This is a genomic window from Streptomyces sp. NPDC048650, from assembly GCF_043199095.1.
Lineage (GTDB): Bacteria > Actinomycetota > Actinomycetes > Streptomycetales > Streptomycetaceae > Streptomyces.
This window is the reverse complement of record NZ_JBICVM010000001.1, coordinates 1,055,987-1,074,949: the sequence shown is the minus strand read 5'-3', so window position 1 is coordinate 1,074,949 and position 18,963 is coordinate 1,055,987. Positions and strand designations below refer to the sequence as shown.

Genomic DNA, 18,963 nt, shown 5'->3' with positions numbered 1-18,963 from the left:
GGTCCGGCACTGTGTTTCATTCCGGATCGCCCGGCCCGGTGCGCGCGGTGCCGGAGTGTCAGGCGTGGGCGCGGCGTACCCGCGCCCACCGGCCCCGCTTGGCACTCACCCGCCCTTCGGGTTCGTGCTGACCGGAACCGGCCGCGGCATGTCCCTCGACCGCCTGCCGGATCAGACGCTGCCGGTCGGCCTCGCGGCGCAGCTCTTCGTAACGGACGCGGATCTCCAGCTCGGAGCGGTACATGGTCTCTCCCCTGGCGGCGATGAGGTGGTGTCTCGACGGCTTGTCGATGTGCTCAAGCCTCGTCGCCAAGGGGGGTCCGCCACATCGGGAGAGTTCCCGATCTCCGGGCCGGCCGGTGCTCAGAAACCCCGCGCTGCGGCCTCAGGAGTTCCTTAGGTACCGCCCGCGGTACGCGTACGTGCTGAGAGGAGCCGGGTGGGTGGCCTTACGGAGCCGAGGGGCCGGCTCCCGCTCCGGCGGGGGCCTTAGGGACGGTGGGCATGCTCGCGAACAGGTCGAGGTACATGCCCGCGGAGATCAGGATGCCCAGCACACCGAGCGCCAGCCCGCCCCAGGCGACGGCCCGCACCCAGGTGGCGTTGTGGCGGGTCAGCACCACCGCGGCGGTGATCGCGGCCAGCAGTGCGATGACGCCGTTGACCAGGGCGTTGGTGTGCCAGGAGGCACCGTAGACGGCGGAGATCTGCTCGGCGGCCTGGGCCTTGCCCGACTGGAGCTTGATCTGGCCCAGCAGATTCGCCCGCTCGGCCAGCGTCGTGCCGAGCCAGGTGCCGGTGACGGAGGCGAGGCCGAGCCCCGCGGCCACCACGGCTCCGGCACCGGCGGCGATGCCGGCGGGTCGTCCGGCTTCCCCGGTGTCCTCGCTGCCGTCGGCGGCCGAGTCCTCGTCCCGCTCAGCGGTCGTGCCGTCGGTCTCGGCCGGGTCCGTGTCCTGCGGTGCGGTGTTCTCGTCGCTGACGGTTTCGGTCTCGGTCTTCCGGGCCGCGTCCGCCTCCGGGGCGGTCTCGTCGTCGGTGCGCTTGTCCGTAGTCGTCGTTCCCATGGGCGCGACCGTAGGTGCCGCGTATGAGAGTCCGATGAGAGCGGGGCCACCGGGCGGGCGGCACACCGTGACACGCCCTTGACGTGCTCCGCCTCCTACGCCCTGACCAGCGAATGGTCCCCCTCGCCGGGTCCGGGGAGCGCAACCGGATCGTTGTCTTCCGTCGAGGGTCCGATCGGCGGGGGTTCGATGCTGATCCGGGGCAGTCGGCGGTCCAGCCGGGCGGGCAGCCACCAGTTGGCGCCGCCGAGCAGGTGCATCAGGGCGGGGACCAGCAGCGTACGGAGCACGAAGGCGTCCAGGGCGACGGCCGTGGCCAGTCCGATCCCGAACATCGCGATGATCCGGTCGCCGCTGAGGACGAACGCCGCGAACACCGCGATCATGATGACCGCCGCCGAGTTGATCACCCGGCCGGTCTCGGCGAGGCCGACCCGGACCGCCCGGCGGTTGTCGTGCGTCAGCCGCCACTCCTCGTACATCCGCGACACCAGGAACACCTGGTAGTCCATGGACAGCCCGAAGAGCACGGAGACCATGATCACCGGTAGGAACGGCTCGATCGGGCCGGGGCTGCCCAGTCCGAGCAGTTCGCTGCCCCACCCCCACTGGAAGACCGCGACGACGATGCCGAACGACGAGGCGACGGCCGCGACGTTCATCAGGGCGGCCTTGAGGGGGATGCCGATGCTCCGGAAGGCGAGCAGCAGCAGGAGCGAGCCGAGCGCGATGACGACGCCGACGAAGAGCGGCAGTTTGCCGATGATGACGGCGGCGAAGTCGTCGTAACCGGCGGTGATCCCGCCGACGTGGACCCGCATCGTCGTCCCGTCCGCGGCCCGCGGCAGGACGTCGTCGCGCAGCCGTTGCACCAGGTCCGAGGTCTGCCGGGACTGGGGGGAGCCGGTCGGTACGACCGTGATCACGCCGGTGGTGCGACCGCCGTCGAATTCCGGGGCGCCCACCTGGGCGACACCGGGTGTGTCCCGCAGGCGGTGCGGCAGTGCGTCGAAGGCCAGCCGGTCCCGGGGGCCGTCCAGGCCGGCGACCAGGGTCAGCGGGCCGTTGAAGCCGGGCCCGAAGCCGTCCCCGTGGGCGCCGCCCGCCAGCAGGTCGTACGCCTTGCGGGTCGTCGAGGCGGCCGGGTTGTTGCCCTGGTCGGAGGTGCCGAGGTGGAGACCGAAGGTGGGCAGCGCGAGGGCGGCCATGACGGCGGCCGCGGTCACCCCCAGCAGTTTGGGGTGCCGCTCGACGAAGGCGGACCAGCGGGCGGCGATACCGGTCGGTTGCTCGGGCCACGGGCCGCGCTCGGCCAGCCGCCGGCGCTCGCGCCGCCCGAGCGCCCGCATCCCGATCAGGGAGAGCAGCGCGGGCAGCAGGGTGACGGAGGCGGCGACGGTCAGCACGACGGTGAGGGAGGCGGCGAGGGCCACGCCGTTGAGGAAGCTCAGCCGCAGGATCAGCATGCCGAGCAGCGCGATGCAGACGGTGGCGCCCGCGAAGACGACGGCGCGCCCGGACACCGACACGGCCCGTTCGGCGGCCTCCTGGACGGACAGCCCCGCGCGCAGTCCCTTGCGGTGCCGGGTGACGATGAACAGCGCGTAGTCGATGCCGACGCCGAGGCCGATGAGCATGCCCAGCATGGGCGCGAAGTCGGCCACGGTCATGGCGTGGCCGAGCAGGGCGATGCCGGCCGAGGCGGTGCCGACGGCGGCCAGCGCGGTGATGATCGGCAGCAGCGTCGCGGCGAGCGAGCCGAAGGCGAGGAAGAGCACCACGGCCGCCACGCACAGCCCGACGATTTCGGGGAGCTGGGCGCGCGGCGCCTCGGTGAGCGCGATCCCGGCGCCGCCCAGCTCCACCTGGAGGCCGTCGCCGGCGGCGGCCCGCGCGGTGTCGACGACCTTCTCGACCTGGGCCGCCGCCAGTTGGTCGGTCGGCCGGTCGAAGACGAGGGAGGCGTATGCGGTGCGCCCGTCCGGGCTGATCCGGCGCTGCCGGGAGCCGTCGCCGGAGCGGCCGTAGGGGCCGTGCACCTCGGAGACTCCCGGCAGTGCGGCGACCTCCCGCAGTGTGTGGTGCATCCGCTTGCGGACCGGGGCGGCCCGTACCGGCCCCGTGTCCGTGTGCCAGACGATGGTGTCGGTGTCCCCGGACTGCCCGGGGAACGCCTTCGCCATCAGGGCGGCGGCGCGGCCGGACTCGGTTCCGGGCACGTCGTAGTCGGTCGAGTAGGCGGAGCCCAGCACGCCCGCGGCAGTCGCGACACCCGCGAAGGCGGCGAGCCAGAGGACGATCACCACGATGCGGCGCCTGAGGCACCACCGAGCCAGAGCGGTCACGGACCTCGTCGTCTGCTTCCCGGGTTGGGCGTCGATAACTCCCGGGGACGGGTGGTGCCGAGCGCGGATGTACGGGGACGGGGGCCACACGGTTCTCCGGCGGGCCCGCCTCGCCGAGCAGCGTGCCAGCCCGAAAAGATCCATAGGCCCCTTTGTGGACTTCCCCACAAAGGGGCCGACGCGGCAACAGGCCCATTATCTCCGGTGAATTGCATGGCAATTCGACTAAACGAAACTACCGCAGCATAACGGGATCATCGCCTGGTAACGGACTCCTCGCCGTTCTCCACGTGCCCCCTACCGGTGCGGGTCGGCGGCTCGAGGGTGACCGTGAGAGCGGTGCCCCCGCGGTTGACCACCGACATGACCACCGCCATGACCACCGACGCAATCACCGACACAACCACCGACACAACCGCCCCGCCGTCCGGCCGCCTCGTTCATGATCAGTAGGCTCGTCACCCCACTGCCCCCGGCGGATCCGGTAGCCCCCGTGCACCGGGACGTCCTGGTGGCCGCCGGCAGCGTCGCCGATCGGTCCCCGCCCGCCGGGATCCGGCCGCCACACATCGAACAGCCTCCCTCGATCGACCCCATCGATCGGTCTCCCTCGATCGGTCTCCCTCGATCGGTCTCCCTCGATCGGCCTCGACCGAACGGCCTCGACCGAACGGCTTCCACCGAACGGCTTCACTCGTCGGACAAGGACCCCCCACCACCATGACCACCGCCCCTCCGCGCACCGCACGCCCCGGCAACCGCCCCCTCGGAAGCCGCCCCCTCTGGCTGATCGACATACCCGTCGTCCTGGTGGCGGTTGTCTGGGGTTCCAGCTATCTGGCCGCCAAGGAACTGGCCACCGGTACCACCGTCATCGCCCTGCTCCTGCTGCGGTTCCTGGTGGCCACACCGGTGATGGCGGCGGTCGCGGGCCGCGGGATCACCCGGCTGAACCGCCGGGAGGTCGGCGCCGGCGCCTTCCTTGGCATGCTCCTGTCGGCCGTGCTGGTGCTGGAGACCTACGGGGTGGTGCACACCTCGGCGACCAACGCGGGCCTCATCATCAGCCTGACCATGATCTTCACCCCGCTCACCGAGGCCGTGGCGACCCGCACCCGCCCCACCGGGGCGTTCGTCGGCGCGGCGGCACTGTCGGTGACCGGCGTGGCCCTGCTGACCCAGGGGTCGGGGTTCACCGCCCCGTCGTCCGGCGACCTGCTGATGCTGCTCGCGGCCGTCGCGCGCACGGTGCACGTCATGGCCATGAGCCGCATCAGGTCGGTCCGTTCGACCGACTCCGGAGCGCTGACCGTCGTCCAATTCGCCGGCGCCATCGCCGTGTTCGCGCTCGCGTCGCCGTTCGCCGGCGTCTCACCTGTGGACGTCGCGGCCGCCTACTCCCCTCAGCAGTGGACGGCGCTCCTCTACCTGGCGCTGATGTGCACGCTCTTCGCGTTCTTCGTTCAGATGTGGGCGGTCCGCCGGACCTCGCCGTCCCGCGTGAGCCTGCTGCTGGGTACGGAGCCGCTCTGGGCCGCCGTGATCGGTGTCGCCGCCGGCGGGGACCGGCCCGGACCGCTCGGCGCGGCCGGGGCGGTCCTCGTACTCATCGGCACGACGTGGGGCCGGCGGGCCACGGCGCCGCCGGCCCCCGTGGCGAAGGCGCCATGACCTGGTCGGCCGACTGGGACGCGGCGAGCGGCAACGCCTGGTCGAACGCGGTCGGCCCGCACGTTCACGGCCCGCCGTAACCCTCGCGGTCACCGCGGAACTCGCACCACACGACCTTCCCCGGTACGCGCTCGCCGACGCCCCACGCATCGGCGAGCGCGGCCACCAGCAGCAACCCGCGCCCGGACTCGCCCTCTTCACCGTCGTACGGCGCCAGAGCCCGCGGCTCCCCTCCCCCACTGTCGTGCACCTCGACGCGCAGCAGCCCGTCCTCCGCACCCATCGCCAGCCACAGCCGGTAACCGCGCCCCGGCGGAACGCCGTGCAGCAGGGCGTTGGTGGCCAGTTCGCTCACACACAGCAGAACGTCGTCCGCACGCCTCCGAATACCCCAGTCGGCGAGCGCGTTACGGGCGAACTCCCTGGCCAACGGCACGGATCGGCGCTCGCGCCGGTAGAACGCGGCACGGATGCACACGGCCTGAATCTCCATTTGCATGACAGCACTGTCACAGTGCGTCACTACACTGAGCCACAGTGTGAGGTCGTACAGATGCGATGTACGACTTCCCGCCGCATCAGGCCGTCACGACGGGGGGAAGGCAACCGGCATGCACCCGGCGAACAAACCGAAGAGGATCACGTCCTGGCATGTGATCGGCGCCCAACTGAGTCACTTCCGGAAGGCCGCCCGCATCACCCAGCCCGGCCTGGCCGAGCGGGTGGGCCTCCATGAGGACACCATCGGCTCCATCGAGCAGGGCCGCAGACCACTGAAGATCGACCTGGCCGAGACGTTGGACGAACTTCTCGACACCAAAGGGGCGTTGGCGGTCGCGGTGGCGAAGGTGCCCGAGCGGGAGAAGCTGCCCGCGTTCGTTCAGGGCCTGGTGGAGCACGAGGAGGAGGCGCTGACGCTGCTGTCGTACGAAAATCAGGTGGTGCCTGGTCTGCTGCAGACCGAGCAGTACGCACGAGCAACCTTCGACTCCCTCTATCCGCCACTGGACGAGGACCAGGCCGAGGAGTGGGTCTCCGCGCGGATCAGCCGACAGAAGCTGCTGGCGCGCAAGGAACCGCGGCCCATGCTCAACTTCGTCCTGGAAGAGGTCGTGCTCCACCGACCGATCGGCAGTCCGGGAATCCTGCGTGCACAGCTCCGACGCCTCCGGTCATGCGCCGAACTCCCTTTCCTCGGGCTTCAGATCATGCCGACGGCCCGACATTCCCATGCCGCCCTGGACGGTCCGCTGGTCCTGCTGGAGACACCCGGCCACGATCACCTCGCCTACATCGAAGCGCAACGGATCAGCTTCCTGGTGGACGATCCAGATCAGGTCAGCGTGTATCACCAGGTATATGGGATGCTGCGGCCGCAGGCTCTTACCCCTGAGGAGACGAAGGGCCTGCTGGACGACTTGCTAGGAGAGTCATGACCAGCAAAGCAGCCCAGCCCTTCTCCCGCGGCCTTCACTGGTTCACGTCGAGCTACAGCGGCAGCGCAGGCGGCAACTGCGTCGAAGTTGCCTACGACTGGCGCAAGTCCAGCTACAGCGGCAGCCAGGGCGGCGACTGCCTGGAGATCGCCACCTGCCCCCACGCCGTCCACATCCGCGACTCCAAGAACCCCGACGGGCCGTCGCTCACCCTGAGTGCCACCGCATGGGCCGCCTTCGTCGCCGACGTCGCCAACTGACCGGCGCCGGGGCGACGATGCGGCACCGCCGACTCGGCACCCACGGGCCGAGCGTCTCCGCGCTCGGCCTCGGCTGCATGGGGATGTCGACCTCGTACGGCGTCCCGGACGACGCGGAGTCCGTACGGACCCTCGACCGCGCGGCCGAGCTCGGCGTGAACCTCCTCGACACCGCGGACGCCTACGGGCGCGGCGCCAACGAGGAGTTCCTCGGCCGGTGGCTGCGCAGCCGGACGGCCGCACAGCGGGACGGGCTGGTCGTCGCGACCAAGTTCGGGCTGCGGCACGACGCCGCCACCGGGCGGGTGAACGACGTCGACTCCTCCGCCGCCTGGGTGCGCGAAGCCTGCCGCGCCTCACTGCGCCGCCTCGACACGGACCGCATCGACCTCTACTACCTCCACCGCCGTGATCCGGCCGTCCCCATCGAGGAGACGGTCGGCGCGATGGCCGAGCTCGTCGCCGCCGGCGCCGTGCGCCATCTCGGCCTCAGCGAAGTGGGCCCGCAGACGTTGCGCCGGGCGCACGCCGTCCACCCCATCAGCGCCGTCCAGCTGGAGTACTCCCTCTTCACCCGGGACGTCGTGGAGGGCGAGATGCTGGCGACCTGCCGGGAGCTCGGCATCGGCGTCGTCGCCTACTCACCGCTCGGGCGCGGCATGCTGACGGGCGCGCTCGCCGCTCGCGACGATCTCACCGCCGAGGACGCCCGCCGCCGGTGGCCGCGGTTCTCCGCGGAGAACATCGACCGCAATCTGCGCCTCGTCCAGGCCCTTCGCACCCTCGCGGGGTCCCTCGACCGCACCCCGGCGCAGGCCGTCCTGGCCTGGCTCCTGGCCCAGGGTGAGGACATCGTGCCGATCCCCGGAACCAAGCGACGTGGCTACCTGGAGGAGAACGCGGCGGCGGCCGACGTCGCGCTGGGCCCGGAGCAGGCGGCGCGGCTCCGCGCGGCCGTGCCCGACGGTGCCGTGGCCGGGGAACGCTATCCCCTCGCCGCCCTGGCCCGGCTGGGTCACTGACGCCGGCGGGCCCAGTAGCTGCCCCCTGATGGCGGTCAGCCCGTCAGCAACGCCGGCGCCAGCTCCCGCAGTTGATCGATCCCCAGGCCGCGGTTCGCGGCCAGCGGCTGGACGGACACATGGTCGGCGCCCGCATCGTGGTGCTCCTGCACGCGCCGCCGGATGGCGTCCACGTCGCCCCACGCCACGATCGCGTCCACCAGCCGGTCGCTGCCGCCGTCCACGAAGTCGTCGTCGTCGAAGCCGAGGCGGCGCAGGTTGCCGGTGTAGTTCGGCAATAGGAAGGCACCGGGCCACCGCCAGCAGCTCGGAGTAGCTGAACGCCTCGCCGGCGGTGTGCCTACGAACCACGCTGCCTCGTAGCCCTGTCCCTCGATCTCCGCCGCCGCATCCCGCGCCGCACCGGCCGAGAACCACCCCGCCCGGCCGTGCCCGCGAAGTCCGATCCATCCGATCCCTGCGGCGGGAGCCTTCTGCTGCGTGCTTTCTTCGATACCTGCGGTTCACTGCCCGGCGAATCGATCGCGGCTCCTCCCCCGGCAGAGGACGGGACCTCCAGTATTCCACGGCCGAAAATCGATGCCCGATCAAAATTCCGCCATATAGCCGGGAATCAAACCTGCACGCTGGACCGCCAAGCGAACAACGGGCAGAATGCCGAGTAAGTTGCATGCACATGGCACGCCACCATCGGGGGACTCCACAATGCAGAATGAACGATCAGAGAAGTATGTCGACGACTCCGAGTTCGAGGACGTGTCCGGAAGTCCGGCCGAGGCACGCGCCACGCGGAAGGCCTTGGAATTGGTCGCCGGTGGCGGTGCCGGCGACACGCTCAAGGAGATGGCACAAGAGGTGCTCACCGGGCGTGTCGGATTTCGCGAGGCTCTGAACATCTCTGCGTACACAGACTCAATGATTGAACAGGCACAATCGACGCGCGAACGATGGGACGGCCTGTCCGAGCGAGAACGTGAAGCGATGGCCGCCGCGGGGGAAAAGCACCTCGCAGAGCAACAGAGAGAAATCGACGAAGAGGCCGCAGCGGCACTCCGAGGCGACACACGAAAAGGTTCGACCGCCCGCCACAGCGGCGGCTCGTGGACCCTTTAATAATCTGCACCAAGGGCACTACCGAAGCGCATCGCAAGACACACGGGGGATGTTGTGAATTTTAAAGTCGAGCCCGAGAACATCGCAGGATTCGGCAAGCTGGTCGGTCGCGCCGCCGACGACATGCGTAAGGCTATGTCCTACCTCGGAGACAATACAGAACTCGGCTTCCAGGCTTTCGGCCCCGTGTGGGACGTTCTCTACGGAAGTCACGACCAGGCCGTATCCCACGCAAAGGCTGCACTCAAGGGATTCACTGAGGTCCTGGACGCCTCGGAGAAAGAGTTAAAGTCATCCGCCAGGTACTATCGCGAAACCGACCACAAGCAAGCCGCCAAGCTCGATCAGACCTATCGCGGCCCCAGCGGCCCCCGCGAGTGGGACGAGAGCGAGACGGATATAGGAACGGTCGATCCGAGCGACTTCAGTGACAGCACCTCACCCACCGACCATCTGAAGCCGACAGATGTCGATGAGAACTATTTTCAGGAGTGGGGCGGGGAGTTCATGCTCAACCCTGTGGCCAAAATCGGCGGAACCATCATGGACTTCGGAAGTCCGACCGCCTTCGTGACAGAATGCCTCAAGTTCGCCGGCGTCGTCGATGCGTTCGAGAAGCCAACCCAGTGGTTCGGTGGGGACTGGGAAGGATACATGAAGGCATCCGCAGCCTGGGAGAATCTGGGGAGCTTCTGCGTAAGCATTGCGGAAAACATCGAGGACGGCAATCGCACTCTCGACGAATCATGGTACGGAGTTTCCGCCGAGGTTGCATGGAGGTATTTTCATGAGCTCGCCCAGAAGCTCAGAAAGGCGGCGGAGTCCTTCAATTCCCTGAAGGATCAGTACGTCCAGATCGCACGTATGGTCTATGCGTTTGCTGAAGCCGTGAAGGGCTTTATCGTGGGGCTTTGTGATCAAGCGGTCCAGGCGGTTTTCTTCAACATTGCGGCTGTCGCGGCACTCGCATCGGTCGCCGAATCCCCTGCGGCGCCGGCCCTGGAAGCCCTCTCCATGCAGCGAGTGTTCGCCGCCCTCAGGAGTTACACGGAAATGCTCGCTGTTCTCGAGAAGGTCGCCGGCGGGTGCAACGCCCTGGTGGGCGCAGTATTCGGCCTCTCGGCCTCCCTCTTCGATGAAGTCAAAAACTTTCCGCGCCCCGGAGCAGGCTATGACAACCAGGCCGTGTGATCCGTCCTGCGGCCGACTCTCATCGGAAGGAGGAGCTGGCGAAACAGATGGATTTCTACCGTGAACGCACCCTGCGGAAGCTTGTTCAGCTACTCAGCGCCATGACGGCAATCATTCTTATCGCGGTGGTTGTCGGACTCATCAAGGGCACTCCCGGAGCGGATCGCCTCGCGATCATCGCTCCGGTCACTGTGGGTTGCACCGTCCTCGCGATCCTGGGATGGCGCAAGGACAAGGCATGGATGGCGTACTCATCGGGTGCGGCATATTTGATTGCTGTCGGTTCTCTCACCCTGCTTCGTTGAGGACCAGGCATCCACGCCGCCTTACGGCAAAAGCGGCCGCCTTTCCCGGAACGCAACTCCCGGGAAAGGCGGCCGCTCACCGCAAGGAGCCTCTCAGCCCTCGACGCCCAGCCTCTCCAGGATGAGCTCGCGCACCCGGGCCGCGTCGGCCTGTCCGCGCGTCGCCTTCATGACCGCGCCGACCAGGGCGCCGGCCGCGGCCACCTTGCCACCGCGGATCTTGTCGGCGATGCCGGCGTTGGCGGCGATGGCCTCGTCGACGGCGGTACCGAGGGCACCCTCGTCGGAGACGACCTTCAGGCCGCGCTTCTCGACCACGGTGTCCGGGTCGCCCTCGCCGGCCAGCACGCCCTCGATGGTCTGGCGGGCCAGCTTGTCGTTGAGGGAGCCGTCGGCCACCAGGGCGGTGACCCGGGCGACCTGGGCGGGGGTGATCGGCAGGGCGGCCAGGTCCACGCCGTCCTCGTTGGCGCGGCGGGCCAGCTCGCCCATCCACCACTTGCGGGCCGAGGCGGAGTCCGCGCCGGCGTCGACGGTGGCGGTGATCAGGTCGACCGCGCCCGCGTTGAGGATCGACTGCATGTCGTGCTCGGAGACGCCCCACTCCTCGCGCAGCCGGTTGCGGCGCAACCGCGGCAGCTCGGGCAGGCCGGCCCGCAGTTCCTCGACCCACTCGCGCGCGGGGGCCACCGGCACCAGGTCCGGCTCGGGGAAGTAGCGGTAGTCCTCGGCGTTGTCCTTGATGCGGCCGGCCGTCGTGGAGCCGTCCTCCTCATGGAAGTGCCGGGTCTCCTGGACGATGGTGCCGCCCGAGGAGAGCACGGCGGCGTGCCGCTGGATCTCGAAACGGGCCGCACGCTCCACGGAGCGCAGCGAGTTGACGTTCTTGGTCTCGCTGCGGGTGCCGAACTTCTCGGTGCCGTTCGGGCGCAGCGAGAGGTTCACGTCGCAGCGCATCTGGCCCTGCTCCATCCGGGCCTCGGAGACGCCCAGCGCCTTGATGAGCTCGCGCAGTTCGGCGACGTACGCCTTGGCGACCTCGGGGGCCCGCTCGCCCGCGCCCTCGATGGGCTTGGTGACGATCTCGATGAGCGGGATGCCGGCGCGGTTGTAGTCCAGCAGGGAGTGCGAGGCGCCGTGGATACGGCCCGTCGCGCCCCCGACGTGCGTGGACTTGCCGGTGTCCTCCTCCATGTGGGCGCGCTCGATCTGCACCCGGAAGATCTCCCCGTCCTCCAGCTGTACGTCGAGGTAACCGTCGAAGGCGATCGGCTCGTCGTACTGGGAGGTCTGGAAGTTCTTCGGCATGTCCGGATAGAAGTAGTTCTTCCGGGCGAAGCGGCACCAGTCGGCGATGGAGCAGTTCAGGGCCAGGCCGATCTTGATGGCGGACTCGATGCCGGTCGCGTTGACGACCGGCAGCGAGCCGGGCAGGCCCAGGCAGGTGGGGCAGGTCTGCGAGTTGGCATCGGCGCCCAGGGTGGTGGAACACCCGCAGAACATCTTGGTCTTGGTGCCGAGTTCGACGTGCACCTCGAGCCCCATGACGGGGTCGTAGGTGGCCAGCGCGTCCTCGTACGACACCAGGTCGGTGACAGTCACGGTGAAACTAACCTCTCAGGTCCGGCGCCCTCAGCCCGCGAGGACGTCGTCGTCGCCCAGACGACGCAGTTCGCGGATGAGCAGGGCGACACCGGTGACGATGGCGGCGGCGGAGACGACGGCGTCGACCAGCTGGAGCGTGTCCTGCTCCGTCCGGGCCTTCTTCGCCTGCTTGACGACGCTCACCGCGCCGAACAGCGTGGTGCCGATGGACAGGTACGTACCGGGCTTCGACTTCTTGAAGCCCTTGGCCTTGGCAAGCTTTCCACTCACAGTGCAGGTGCCTCCTCGAGCAGCGGATGACCCCACTTGGCGGTGAACGCGGCCTCGACCGCGGCACCGACCTTGTAGAGCCGGTCGTCGGCCATGGCAGGAGCGATGATCTGCAGACCCACCGGCAGCCCGTCCTCGGGGGCCAGTCCACAGGGCAGCGACATGGCTGCGTTGCCTGCCAGGTTGGTGGGGATCGTGCACACGTCGGCGAGGTACATCGCCATCGGGTCGTCGCTGCGCTCACCGATCGGGAAGGCGGTGGTGGGCGTGGTCGGCGAGATGATCACGTCGACCTGCTCGAAGGCCTTCTCGAAGTCGCGCGTGATGAGGGTGCGGACCTTCTGGGCGCTGCCGTAGTACGCGTCGTAGTAGCCGGAGCTGAGCGCGTACGTGCCGAGGATGATCCGGCGCTTGACCTCGTCGCCGAAGCCGGCCTCGCGGGTCAGGGCCGTGACGTCCTCGGCGGACTTGGTGCCGTCGTCGCCGACCCGCAGGCCGTAGCGCATGGCGTCGAAGCGGGCCAGGTTGGAGGAGCACTCGGACGGCGCGATCAGGTAGTACGCGGACAGCGCCAGGTCGAAGGACGGGCAGTCCAGCTCGACGATCTCGGCGCCCAGCTCCTTCATCAGCGCGACCGATTCGTCGAAGCGCTGGATGACGCCGGCCTGGTAGCCCTCGCCGCGGAACTGCTTGACGACGCCGACGCGCATGCCCTCGACGCTGCCGTTGCGGGCCGCCTCGACGACCGGCGGGACCGGCGCGTCGATGGAGGTGGAGTCCAGCGGGTCGTGGCCGGCGATGGCCTCGTGCAGCAGCGCCGCGTCCAGGACCGTACGGGCGCAGGGGCCGCCCTGGTCGAGGGAGGACGAGAAGGCCACCATGCCGTAGCGCGAGACGCCGCCGTAGGTGGGCTTGACGCCGACCGTGCCGGTGACGGCGGCGGGCTGGCGGATGGAGCCGCCGGTGTCCGTGCCGATGGCGAGCGGGGCCTGGAAGGAGGCGAGGGCGGCGGAGGAGCCGCCGCCGGAGCCGCCGGGGATCTTGGTCAGGTCCCAGGGGTTGCCGGTCGGCCCGTAGGCGCTGTTCTCGGTGGAGGACCCCATGGCGAACTCGTCCATGTTGGTCTTGCCGAGGATCACGACGTCGGCGGCCTTGAGCTTCTTGGTGAGCGTCGCGTCGTAGGGCGGCAGCCAGCCTTCGAGGATCTTGGAGCCGACGGTGGTGGGAATGCCCTCCGTCGTGAAGATGTCCTTGAGCGCGAGCGGGACACCGGCCAGCGGGCCGAGCTTCTCGCCGCGGGCCTTCTTCTCGTCCACGGCGCGGGCCTGGGCCAGCGCGCCCTCGCGGTCGATGTGGAGGAAGGCGTTCACCTTCTCGTCGACGGCCTCGATGCGGGCCAGGTGCGCCTCGGTCACCTCGACGGCGGTGAGCTCGCCGGCGGCGATCTTCGCCGCGATCTCGGCGGCGGTGAGCTTGATCAGGTCAGCCATGTCGGTCACTCCTCCCCCAGGATCTGCGGCACCTTGAAACGCTGCTGCTCCTGGGCCGGGGCGCCGGAGAGCGCCTGCTCGGGGGTCAGCGAGGGACGGACCTCGTCCGGCCGCATGACGTTGGTCAGGGGCAGCGGGTGGGAGGTCGGCGGTACGTCTTGGTCGGCGACCTCGGAGACGCGGGCGACCGCGCCGATGATGTCGTCGAGCTGCGTGGCGAAGTGGTCGAGCTCTTCGGCCTTCAGCTCCAGACGTGCCAGCCGGGCGAGGTGGGCGACCTCCTCGCGCGTGATGCCAGGCATGCAGCGATCCTCTGGTGTTCTGGGCGGAGTCTTCTGGGCGGAATGTCCGGGTGGAGTCTTCTCGGTGAATGCTCCGGTGAACTTTCCGGCCCAATCCTATTGCCCATGGGATCGGAATCGCGCAGCCGTTTCCGCCGGGGACTCCGGGAGCGGGGCCTCTCGGAGATCGCCGGCGGGCGCACGGCCCGCTAGCGGGCCTCGGGCTCACCGGCCCCCGACGGGTCGGACGCGTTGTCCGGTCCGGACGCGCCGGGCCGGTCCGGCGGGGGCGGATTCTGCTCGGGCGGGTTCTGCTCGGGCGGGTTCTGGTCCTGCGGTGGCGGGTCCTGCGGCTGGTCCTGCGAGGTTTCTTCGGAGCGGGGACACGGGACGGCCGGTGGCCGGGTCAGTTCAAGACCTGTCCCGAAGGGCTTTTGGCTGCCTTCTCCGCCGCCAGGGCGGTCGTCTCCGACTCGCGGTGCCAGCCGTGCTCTCCGCGGGCGCGTAGCCAGGCCGTGGTCTCGTCCGGTGGCATCGCGGCGGCCACCAACCAGCCCTGTACGGCGTCGCAGCCGAGGTCCCGCAGCCGCTCCCAGGTCTCGTCGTCCTCGACGCCCTCGGCGACGACCAGGAGGCCGAGCGAGTGGGCGAGGTCGAGAGTGCAGCGGACGATCTCGGCGTCCTCGTTGTCGACGGCCAACCGGGCCACGAAGGACCGGTCGATCTTGAGCTCGCTGACCGGGAGGCGACGCAGATGGACGAGGGAGGAGTAGCCGGTGCCGAAGTCGTCGAGGGACATCTTCACGCCGTGGGCGGTGAGCCCGGCGAGGGTGTCGGCGGCACGCTGCGGGTCCTCCAGGAGGACGTGTTCGGTGATCTCCAGTTGGAGGGAGCCCGGTGGAACCCGATGTCGGGCCAGCCGGGCGGCGACGGCTCCGGCGAAGCCCGGGGAGTGCACATCGCGCGGGGAGACGTTCACCGCGACCGGCACATCCAGGCCCATCGCGCGCCAGCGCGCCACCTGGGCGAGAGCCGTCTCCAGGACGTACTCCGTCAGCCGCGGCATCAGGCCGGAGGTCTCCGCGATGGCGATGAACTCGTCCGGTGGGACTCTGCCGCGGTCCGGGTGCACCCAGCGGACCAGCGCCTCCAGCCCGGCGACATGCCCGTCGAAGCCGACCTTGGGCTGGTAGTGCAGCTCGACGTCGCCGGCGTCCAGGGCGCGACGCAGGTCGCCCAGCAGGCCGAGCCGGTCGGGGGTGTTGCCGTCCCGCTTGGCCTCGTAGAGCTCGACGCCGCTGCGGTCCCGCTTGGCCTGGTACATCGCCACGTCGGCGCGGCGCAGCAGCCCTTCGGCGTCCAGCGCGTGGTCGGGGAAGACGGCGACCCCCGCGCTGGCTTCCAGTACGAGGGTCAGACCGTCGAGGTCGAGGGGGGATCCCAGGGCGGCGACGAGGTGGCGGGCCACCCGCTGGGAGCTGGTGAGCGAATCCGTGGTGGGCAGCAGGACGGCGAATTCGTCGCCGCCGAGCCGGGCCGCCTCGGCGCCGCGCGGCAGGGCGTGCCGCAGCCGGTCGGCGATCTGCAGCAGCAGGCGGTCGCCGGCGAGGTGGCCGAGGGTGTCGTTGACGGACCGGAAGCGGTCCAGGTCGATGAGGACGAGGGCGGAGCGGGCGCCGGCCCGCTCCGCCTCGTCCAGTGCCGTCCAGGTGCGCTCCAGCAGCCACTGCCGGTTGGGCAGTCCGGTGAGCGGGTCCCGCAGCTGTTCCTCGGCGCGGGCGCGGGCTATCCACAGGGTGGAGTCCAGCGCGATGAGGGGTACGGCGAACAGCGGCAGCAGCAGTGGTGCGTGGACGGCGCAGATGGCGATCAGCGGGGAGATGCCGAGCAGTGCGGTGCCGACGAGAACCTGCCGCACCACGGCCGTCCGGGCGATGGTGGGCAGTCCGCCGTTGCGCGGCGCCAGCATGAACCAGAGCAGGGCGCGGCTGACGAGCAGATAGACGCCGGCCGCGGTGAGGACTTCGGGGAGGACGGAGAGGTCCCATTCCTGGGGGGCCCAGGGATGTCGGACGGTGGCGTCGATGCCGAAGACGGCGAGGCCGAGTGCGGCGGCCCCGATGCCGAGGATGTCCACGGCGCCGTGCAGGACGGCCTGCCGCCAGCGGTGTCGGCGGGCGGCGCCCACCAGGACGACGACCGCGAGGCTGACGAGGGTGGCGGGCACCCAGCCGTACAGGAGCAGGACGGCCAGGGCGAGGGCGGCGCCGGAGCCGGTGCCGCCCCACCAGCGGTCCCGGCCGAGCGCGACCAGGTGGCCGACGATGATGCCGGTGAGGATCGCCAGCGACCAGCCGACGGGCCCTCCCGGGAAGAGCCCGTCATCGTCGCTGAGGGTGCGTATGACGCCCGTGGCGAGCGCGAGGCCCGCCACGACGAGGATGGTCGCGGGCAGCCCGGGCACGACGAGCCGCTGGAGCCGCGACGCCGGAGCGGCGCTGTCGGTCGGTTTCATTCCGATCCCTCTCACAGCCGGCGGTGCCCGCGCCACGGCAGGCGCACCCCTCAACAGTAGGCCGCCCGGGGCCACTCCGGGCAGCGATCGGCAGCGGTTGCCCGAATGCGACCTGGCACAGCTGGCCGATCTGCTATGCGCCAGTGGGGTGAATTCTCACTCCTCCTCAGGCGGAGTGACCGCTACCGCTCGTGCCGCCTCGGGACCCTCTGCCAGCAGCACCGCGAAGCCTTCGTCGTCCAGTACAGGCACCTTCAGCTGCATGGCTTTGTCGTACTTCGAACCTGGGTTATCGCCCACGACCACGAAACCGGTCTTCTTCGAAACGGAACCGGTCACCTTCGCTCCGAGGCTTTGGAGGGCCTCTTTCGCGCCATCTCTGGTGTGTGACTGAAGGGTGCCCGTGACCACGACGGTGACGCCCTCCAGCGGACGCGGGCCCTCCTCGCCCTTGTGCTCCTCCTCCATCCGGACGCCGGCGGCCCGCCAGCTCTCGATGATCTGCTGGTGCCACTCCTCGGCGAACCACCGCTTGAGGGACGCGGCGATCGTCGCGCCGACGCCCTCGACGGCGGCCAGTTCCTCCTCGCCGGCGTCGCGGATCCGGTCGATGGAGCGGAACTCGCGCGCCAGCGCCTCGGCCGCCACCGGCCCGACGTGCCGGATCGACAGGCCGGTCAGGATCCGGGCCAGCGGGCGACGCTTGGCGGCCTGGATGTTCTCCAGCATGGCCAGGGCGTTCTTCTTCGGCTCGCCCTTCTGGTTGGCGAAGAAGGTGACGACCTTCTCCTCGCCGGTCTTCGGGTCCCGCTTGGGCAGCCCGGTGTCGGGGTCGAGGACGTAGGACTTGATGGGCAGCAGCTGCTCGATGGAGAGGTCGAAGAGGCCGCCCTCGTCCTTCAGGGGCGGCTCCGCGGGCTCCAGCGGCTGGCTGAGCGCGGTGGCCGCGACATAGCCGAAGTTCTCGATGTCCAGGCACTTGCGGCCGGCCAGATAGAACAGCCGCTCGCGGATCTGGGCGGGGCAGGCGCGGGCGTTGGGGCACCGCAGGTCGATATCGCCTTCCTTGGCGGGCTGCAGCGGCGTGCCGCACTCGGGGCAGTCGGCGGGCATCACGAACTCCCGCTCACTGCCGTCACGCAGGTCGACGACCGGGCCCAGGATCTCCGGGATGACGTCGCCCGCCTTGCGCAGCACGACGGTGTCCCCGATGAAGACGCCCTTGGCCTTGACCACGTCCTGGTTGTGCAGGGTGGCGAACTCCACCTCGGACCCGGCGACGGTGACCGGCTCGACCACGGCGTACGGCGTGACCCGCCCCGTGCGGCCGACGCCCACGCGGATGTCGACCAGCTTGGTGTTGACCTCCTCCGGCGGGTACTTCCAGGCGATCGCCCAGCGCGGCGCCCGCGAGGTGGAGCCCAGCCGCCCCTGGAGCGGGATCTCGTCCAGCTTGACGACCACGCCGTCGATCTCGTGCTCGACGGCCGTGCGGCGGACGACGGGGTCGCCGTAGTGGGCGATGAACTCGCGTACCGCCGCGAGGGAGTCGACGACGGTGTTGTGTGCGGCCGTCGGCAGGCCCCACTCCTTGAGCAGGTCGTAGCTCTGCGACTGGCGGTCGATGGCGAAGCCGCTGCGGGCGCCGGTGCCGTGCACGACCATGTGCAGGGGGCGGCCGGCGGTGACCCTGGGGTCCTTCTGGCGCAGCGAACCGGCCGCGGCGTTGCGGGGGTTGGCGAACGGCGGCTTCCCCTCGGCCACCAGGCGCTCGTTGAGCTCGAGGAACTTCTCCATCGGGAAGTAGACCTCGCCGCGCACCTCGACGAGCTCGGGGATCCGCTCGCCCGTGAGGCGGTGCGGGATCTCGGCGATGGTGCGGACATTGGGGGTGATGTCCTCGCCGGTACGGCCGTCGCCGCGGGTCGCGGCGCGGGTCAGCCGGCCGTGCTCGTAGGTGAGGTTGACCGCGAGGCCGTCCACCTTCAGCTCGCACAGGAAGTGGTAGCCGGCGCTCTTGGGGTCGCCGCCCAGCTCGCCCGCCAGCCGCTCGGCCCAGGCCGCCAGCTCGTCGTCGTCGAAGGCGTTGTCCAGGGAGAGCATCCGCTCGCGGTGCTCGACCGCGGTGAACTCCGTGGCGTACGCCCCGGCCACCTTCTGTGTCGGCGAGTCCGGGGTGCGCAACTGCGGGTGCTCCGCCTCCAGGGCCTCCAGGGAGCGCAGCAGCGTGTCGAACTCCGCGTCGCTGACGACCGGGGCGTCCTTCACGTAGTACCGGAAGCGGTGCTCCTCGATCTGCTCAGCGAGCTGCGCATGCTTCTCCCGCGCCGCTGCGGGCACATCGGATACCGCTGCGTGCTGTTCGCCAGCCACCGTCTTGTCCTCCCGTGGT

18 protein-coding genes are annotated in these 18,963 nt (G+C 69.9%); 7 read left to right on the top strand and 11 right to left on the bottom strand.

Going from position 1 to position 18,963, the window contains the following annotated elements; all coding sequences use genetic code 11:
- Positions 1–58: 58 nt before the first annotated feature.
- The 3 genes from ACGFML_RS04930 to ACGFML_RS04920 all read right to left on the bottom strand — a co-directional run bounded on the left by ACGFML_RS04930 (position 59) and on the right by ACGFML_RS04920 (position 3,412).
- A complete protein-coding gene (locus ACGFML_RS04930) occupies positions 59–313 on the bottom strand; it encodes a hypothetical protein (protein ID WP_393540016.1) in 255 nt (84 codons plus the stop codon).
- 136 nt (positions 314–449) lie between these two features.
- Positions 450–1,067 (bottom strand): hypothetical protein, encoded by a 618-nt coding sequence (locus ACGFML_RS04925; protein WP_393540014.1) that lies wholly within the window; start codon positions 1,065–1,067, stop codon positions 450–452.
- 95 nt (positions 1,068–1,162) lie between these two features.
- A complete protein-coding gene (locus ACGFML_RS04920) occupies positions 1,163–3,412 on the bottom strand; it encodes an MMPL family transporter (RefSeq protein ID WP_393540012.1) in 2,250 nt (749 codons plus the stop codon).
- Positions 3,413–4,132: 720 nt separating this feature from the next.
- Here ACGFML_RS04920 and ACGFML_RS04915 point away from each other — a divergent pair.
- The gene (locus ACGFML_RS04915; RefSeq protein WP_393540010.1) at positions 4,133–5,083 is read left to right on the top strand and encodes a DMT family transporter; all 951 of its coding nucleotides are present in this window, start codon (positions 4,133–4,135) and stop codon (positions 5,081–5,083) included.
- A 64-nt stretch (positions 5,084–5,147) separates the two neighbouring features.
- Here ACGFML_RS04915 and ACGFML_RS04910 read toward each other — a convergent pair whose 3' ends face one another.
- Positions 5,148–5,582, bottom strand: coding sequence for an ATP-binding protein (locus tag ACGFML_RS04910; RefSeq protein ID WP_393540007.1), 435 nt, complete (start codon positions 5,580–5,582; stop codon positions 5,148–5,150).
- 112 nt (positions 5,583–5,694) lie between these two features.
- Here ACGFML_RS04910 and ACGFML_RS04905 point away from each other — a divergent pair, with 112 nt between their 5' ends.
- Genes ACGFML_RS04905 through ACGFML_RS04895 form a run of 3 tightly spaced genes read left to right on the top strand, consistent with a single transcriptional unit; the run spans position 5,695 to position 7,801 of the window.
- Positions 5,695–6,519, top strand: a complete 825-nt coding sequence (locus ACGFML_RS04905; protein WP_393540005.1) for a Scr1 family TA system antitoxin-like transcriptional regulator — start codon at positions 5,695–5,697, stop codon at positions 6,517–6,519.
- The gene (locus ACGFML_RS04900; protein ID WP_393540003.1) at positions 6,516–6,779 is read left to right on the top strand and encodes a DUF397 domain-containing protein; all 264 of its coding nucleotides are present in this window, start codon (positions 6,516–6,518) and stop codon (positions 6,777–6,779) included. The genes ACGFML_RS04905 and ACGFML_RS04900 overlap by 4 nt, the downstream gene beginning before the upstream one ends.
- 17 nt (positions 6,780–6,796) lie before the next feature.
- Positions 6,797–7,801: an aldo/keto reductase gene (locus tag ACGFML_RS04895; RefSeq protein WP_393540422.1), complete on the top strand. Its 1,005-nt coding sequence runs from the start codon at positions 6,797–6,799 to the stop codon at positions 7,799–7,801.
- Between the two features lie 35 nt (positions 7,802–7,836).
- Here the strand turns inward: ACGFML_RS04895 and ACGFML_RS04890 are convergent, their stop codons facing one another.
- Complete coding sequence (locus ACGFML_RS04890) at positions 7,837–8,079, bottom strand: hypothetical protein (RefSeq protein ID WP_393540001.1); 243 nt, start codon at positions 8,077–8,079, stop codon at positions 7,837–7,839.
- 427 nt (positions 8,080–8,506) lie between these two features.
- On the opposite strand from ACGFML_RS04890, the gene ACGFML_RS04885 reads away from it, so the two are divergent.
- Genes ACGFML_RS04885 through ACGFML_RS04875 form a run of 3 tightly spaced genes read left to right on the top strand, consistent with a single transcriptional unit; the run spans position 8,507 to position 10,410 of the window.
- Positions 8,507–8,914, top strand: coding sequence for a hypothetical protein (locus ACGFML_RS04885; protein WP_393539999.1), 408 nt, complete (start codon positions 8,507–8,509; stop codon positions 8,912–8,914).
- A gap of 54 nt (positions 8,915–8,968) precedes the next feature.
- Positions 8,969–10,105, top strand: a complete 1,137-nt coding sequence (locus ACGFML_RS04880) for a hypothetical protein (RefSeq protein ID WP_393539997.1) — start codon at positions 8,969–8,971, stop codon at positions 10,103–10,105.
- A 47-nt stretch (positions 10,106–10,152) separates the two neighbouring features.
- The gene (locus tag ACGFML_RS04875; RefSeq protein WP_393539995.1) at positions 10,153–10,410 is read left to right on the top strand and encodes a hypothetical protein; all 258 of its coding nucleotides are present in this window, start codon (positions 10,153–10,155) and stop codon (positions 10,408–10,410) included.
- A 93-nt stretch (positions 10,411–10,503) separates the two neighbouring features.
- On the opposite strand, the gene gatB is transcribed toward ACGFML_RS04875, so the two are convergent.
- The 6 genes from gatB to ligA all read right to left on the bottom strand — a co-directional run bounded on the left by gatB (position 10,504) and on the right by ligA (position 18,944).
- Positions 10,504–12,012 (bottom strand): Asp-tRNA(Asn)/Glu-tRNA(Gln) amidotransferase subunit GatB, encoded by a 1,509-nt coding sequence (gene gatB, locus ACGFML_RS04870; protein ID WP_393539994.1) that lies wholly within the window; start codon positions 12,010–12,012, stop codon positions 10,504–10,506.
- A gap of 30 nt (positions 12,013–12,042) precedes the next feature.
- Positions 12,043–12,285: a hypothetical protein gene (locus ACGFML_RS04865; protein WP_393539992.1), complete on the bottom strand. Its 243-nt coding sequence runs from the start codon at positions 12,283–12,285 to the stop codon at positions 12,043–12,045.
- Positions 12,282–13,775, bottom strand: coding sequence for an Asp-tRNA(Asn)/Glu-tRNA(Gln) amidotransferase subunit GatA (gene gatA, locus ACGFML_RS04860; RefSeq protein ID WP_393539990.1), 1,494 nt, complete (start codon positions 13,773–13,775; stop codon positions 12,282–12,284). Before gatA ends, ACGFML_RS04865 begins: the two co-directional genes overlap by 4 nt.
- 5 nt (positions 13,776–13,780) lie before the next feature.
- Positions 13,781–14,077, bottom strand: a complete 297-nt coding sequence (gatC, locus tag ACGFML_RS04855; RefSeq protein ID WP_033266824.1) for an Asp-tRNA(Asn)/Glu-tRNA(Gln) amidotransferase subunit GatC — start codon at positions 14,075–14,077, stop codon at positions 13,781–13,783.
- 385 nt (positions 14,078–14,462) lie between these two features.
- On the bottom strand, positions 14,463–16,571 hold the full coding sequence (locus ACGFML_RS04850; protein ID WP_393539988.1) for a putative bifunctional diguanylate cyclase/phosphodiesterase: 2,109 nt from the start codon (positions 16,569–16,571) through the stop codon (positions 14,463–14,465).
- A gap of 156 nt (positions 16,572–16,727) precedes the next feature.
- The gene (ligA, locus tag ACGFML_RS04845; protein WP_393539986.1) at positions 16,728–18,944 is read right to left on the bottom strand and encodes an NAD-dependent DNA ligase LigA; all 2,217 of its coding nucleotides are present in this window, start codon (positions 18,942–18,944) and stop codon (positions 16,728–16,730) included.
- Positions 18,945–18,963 lie beyond the last annotated feature (19 nt).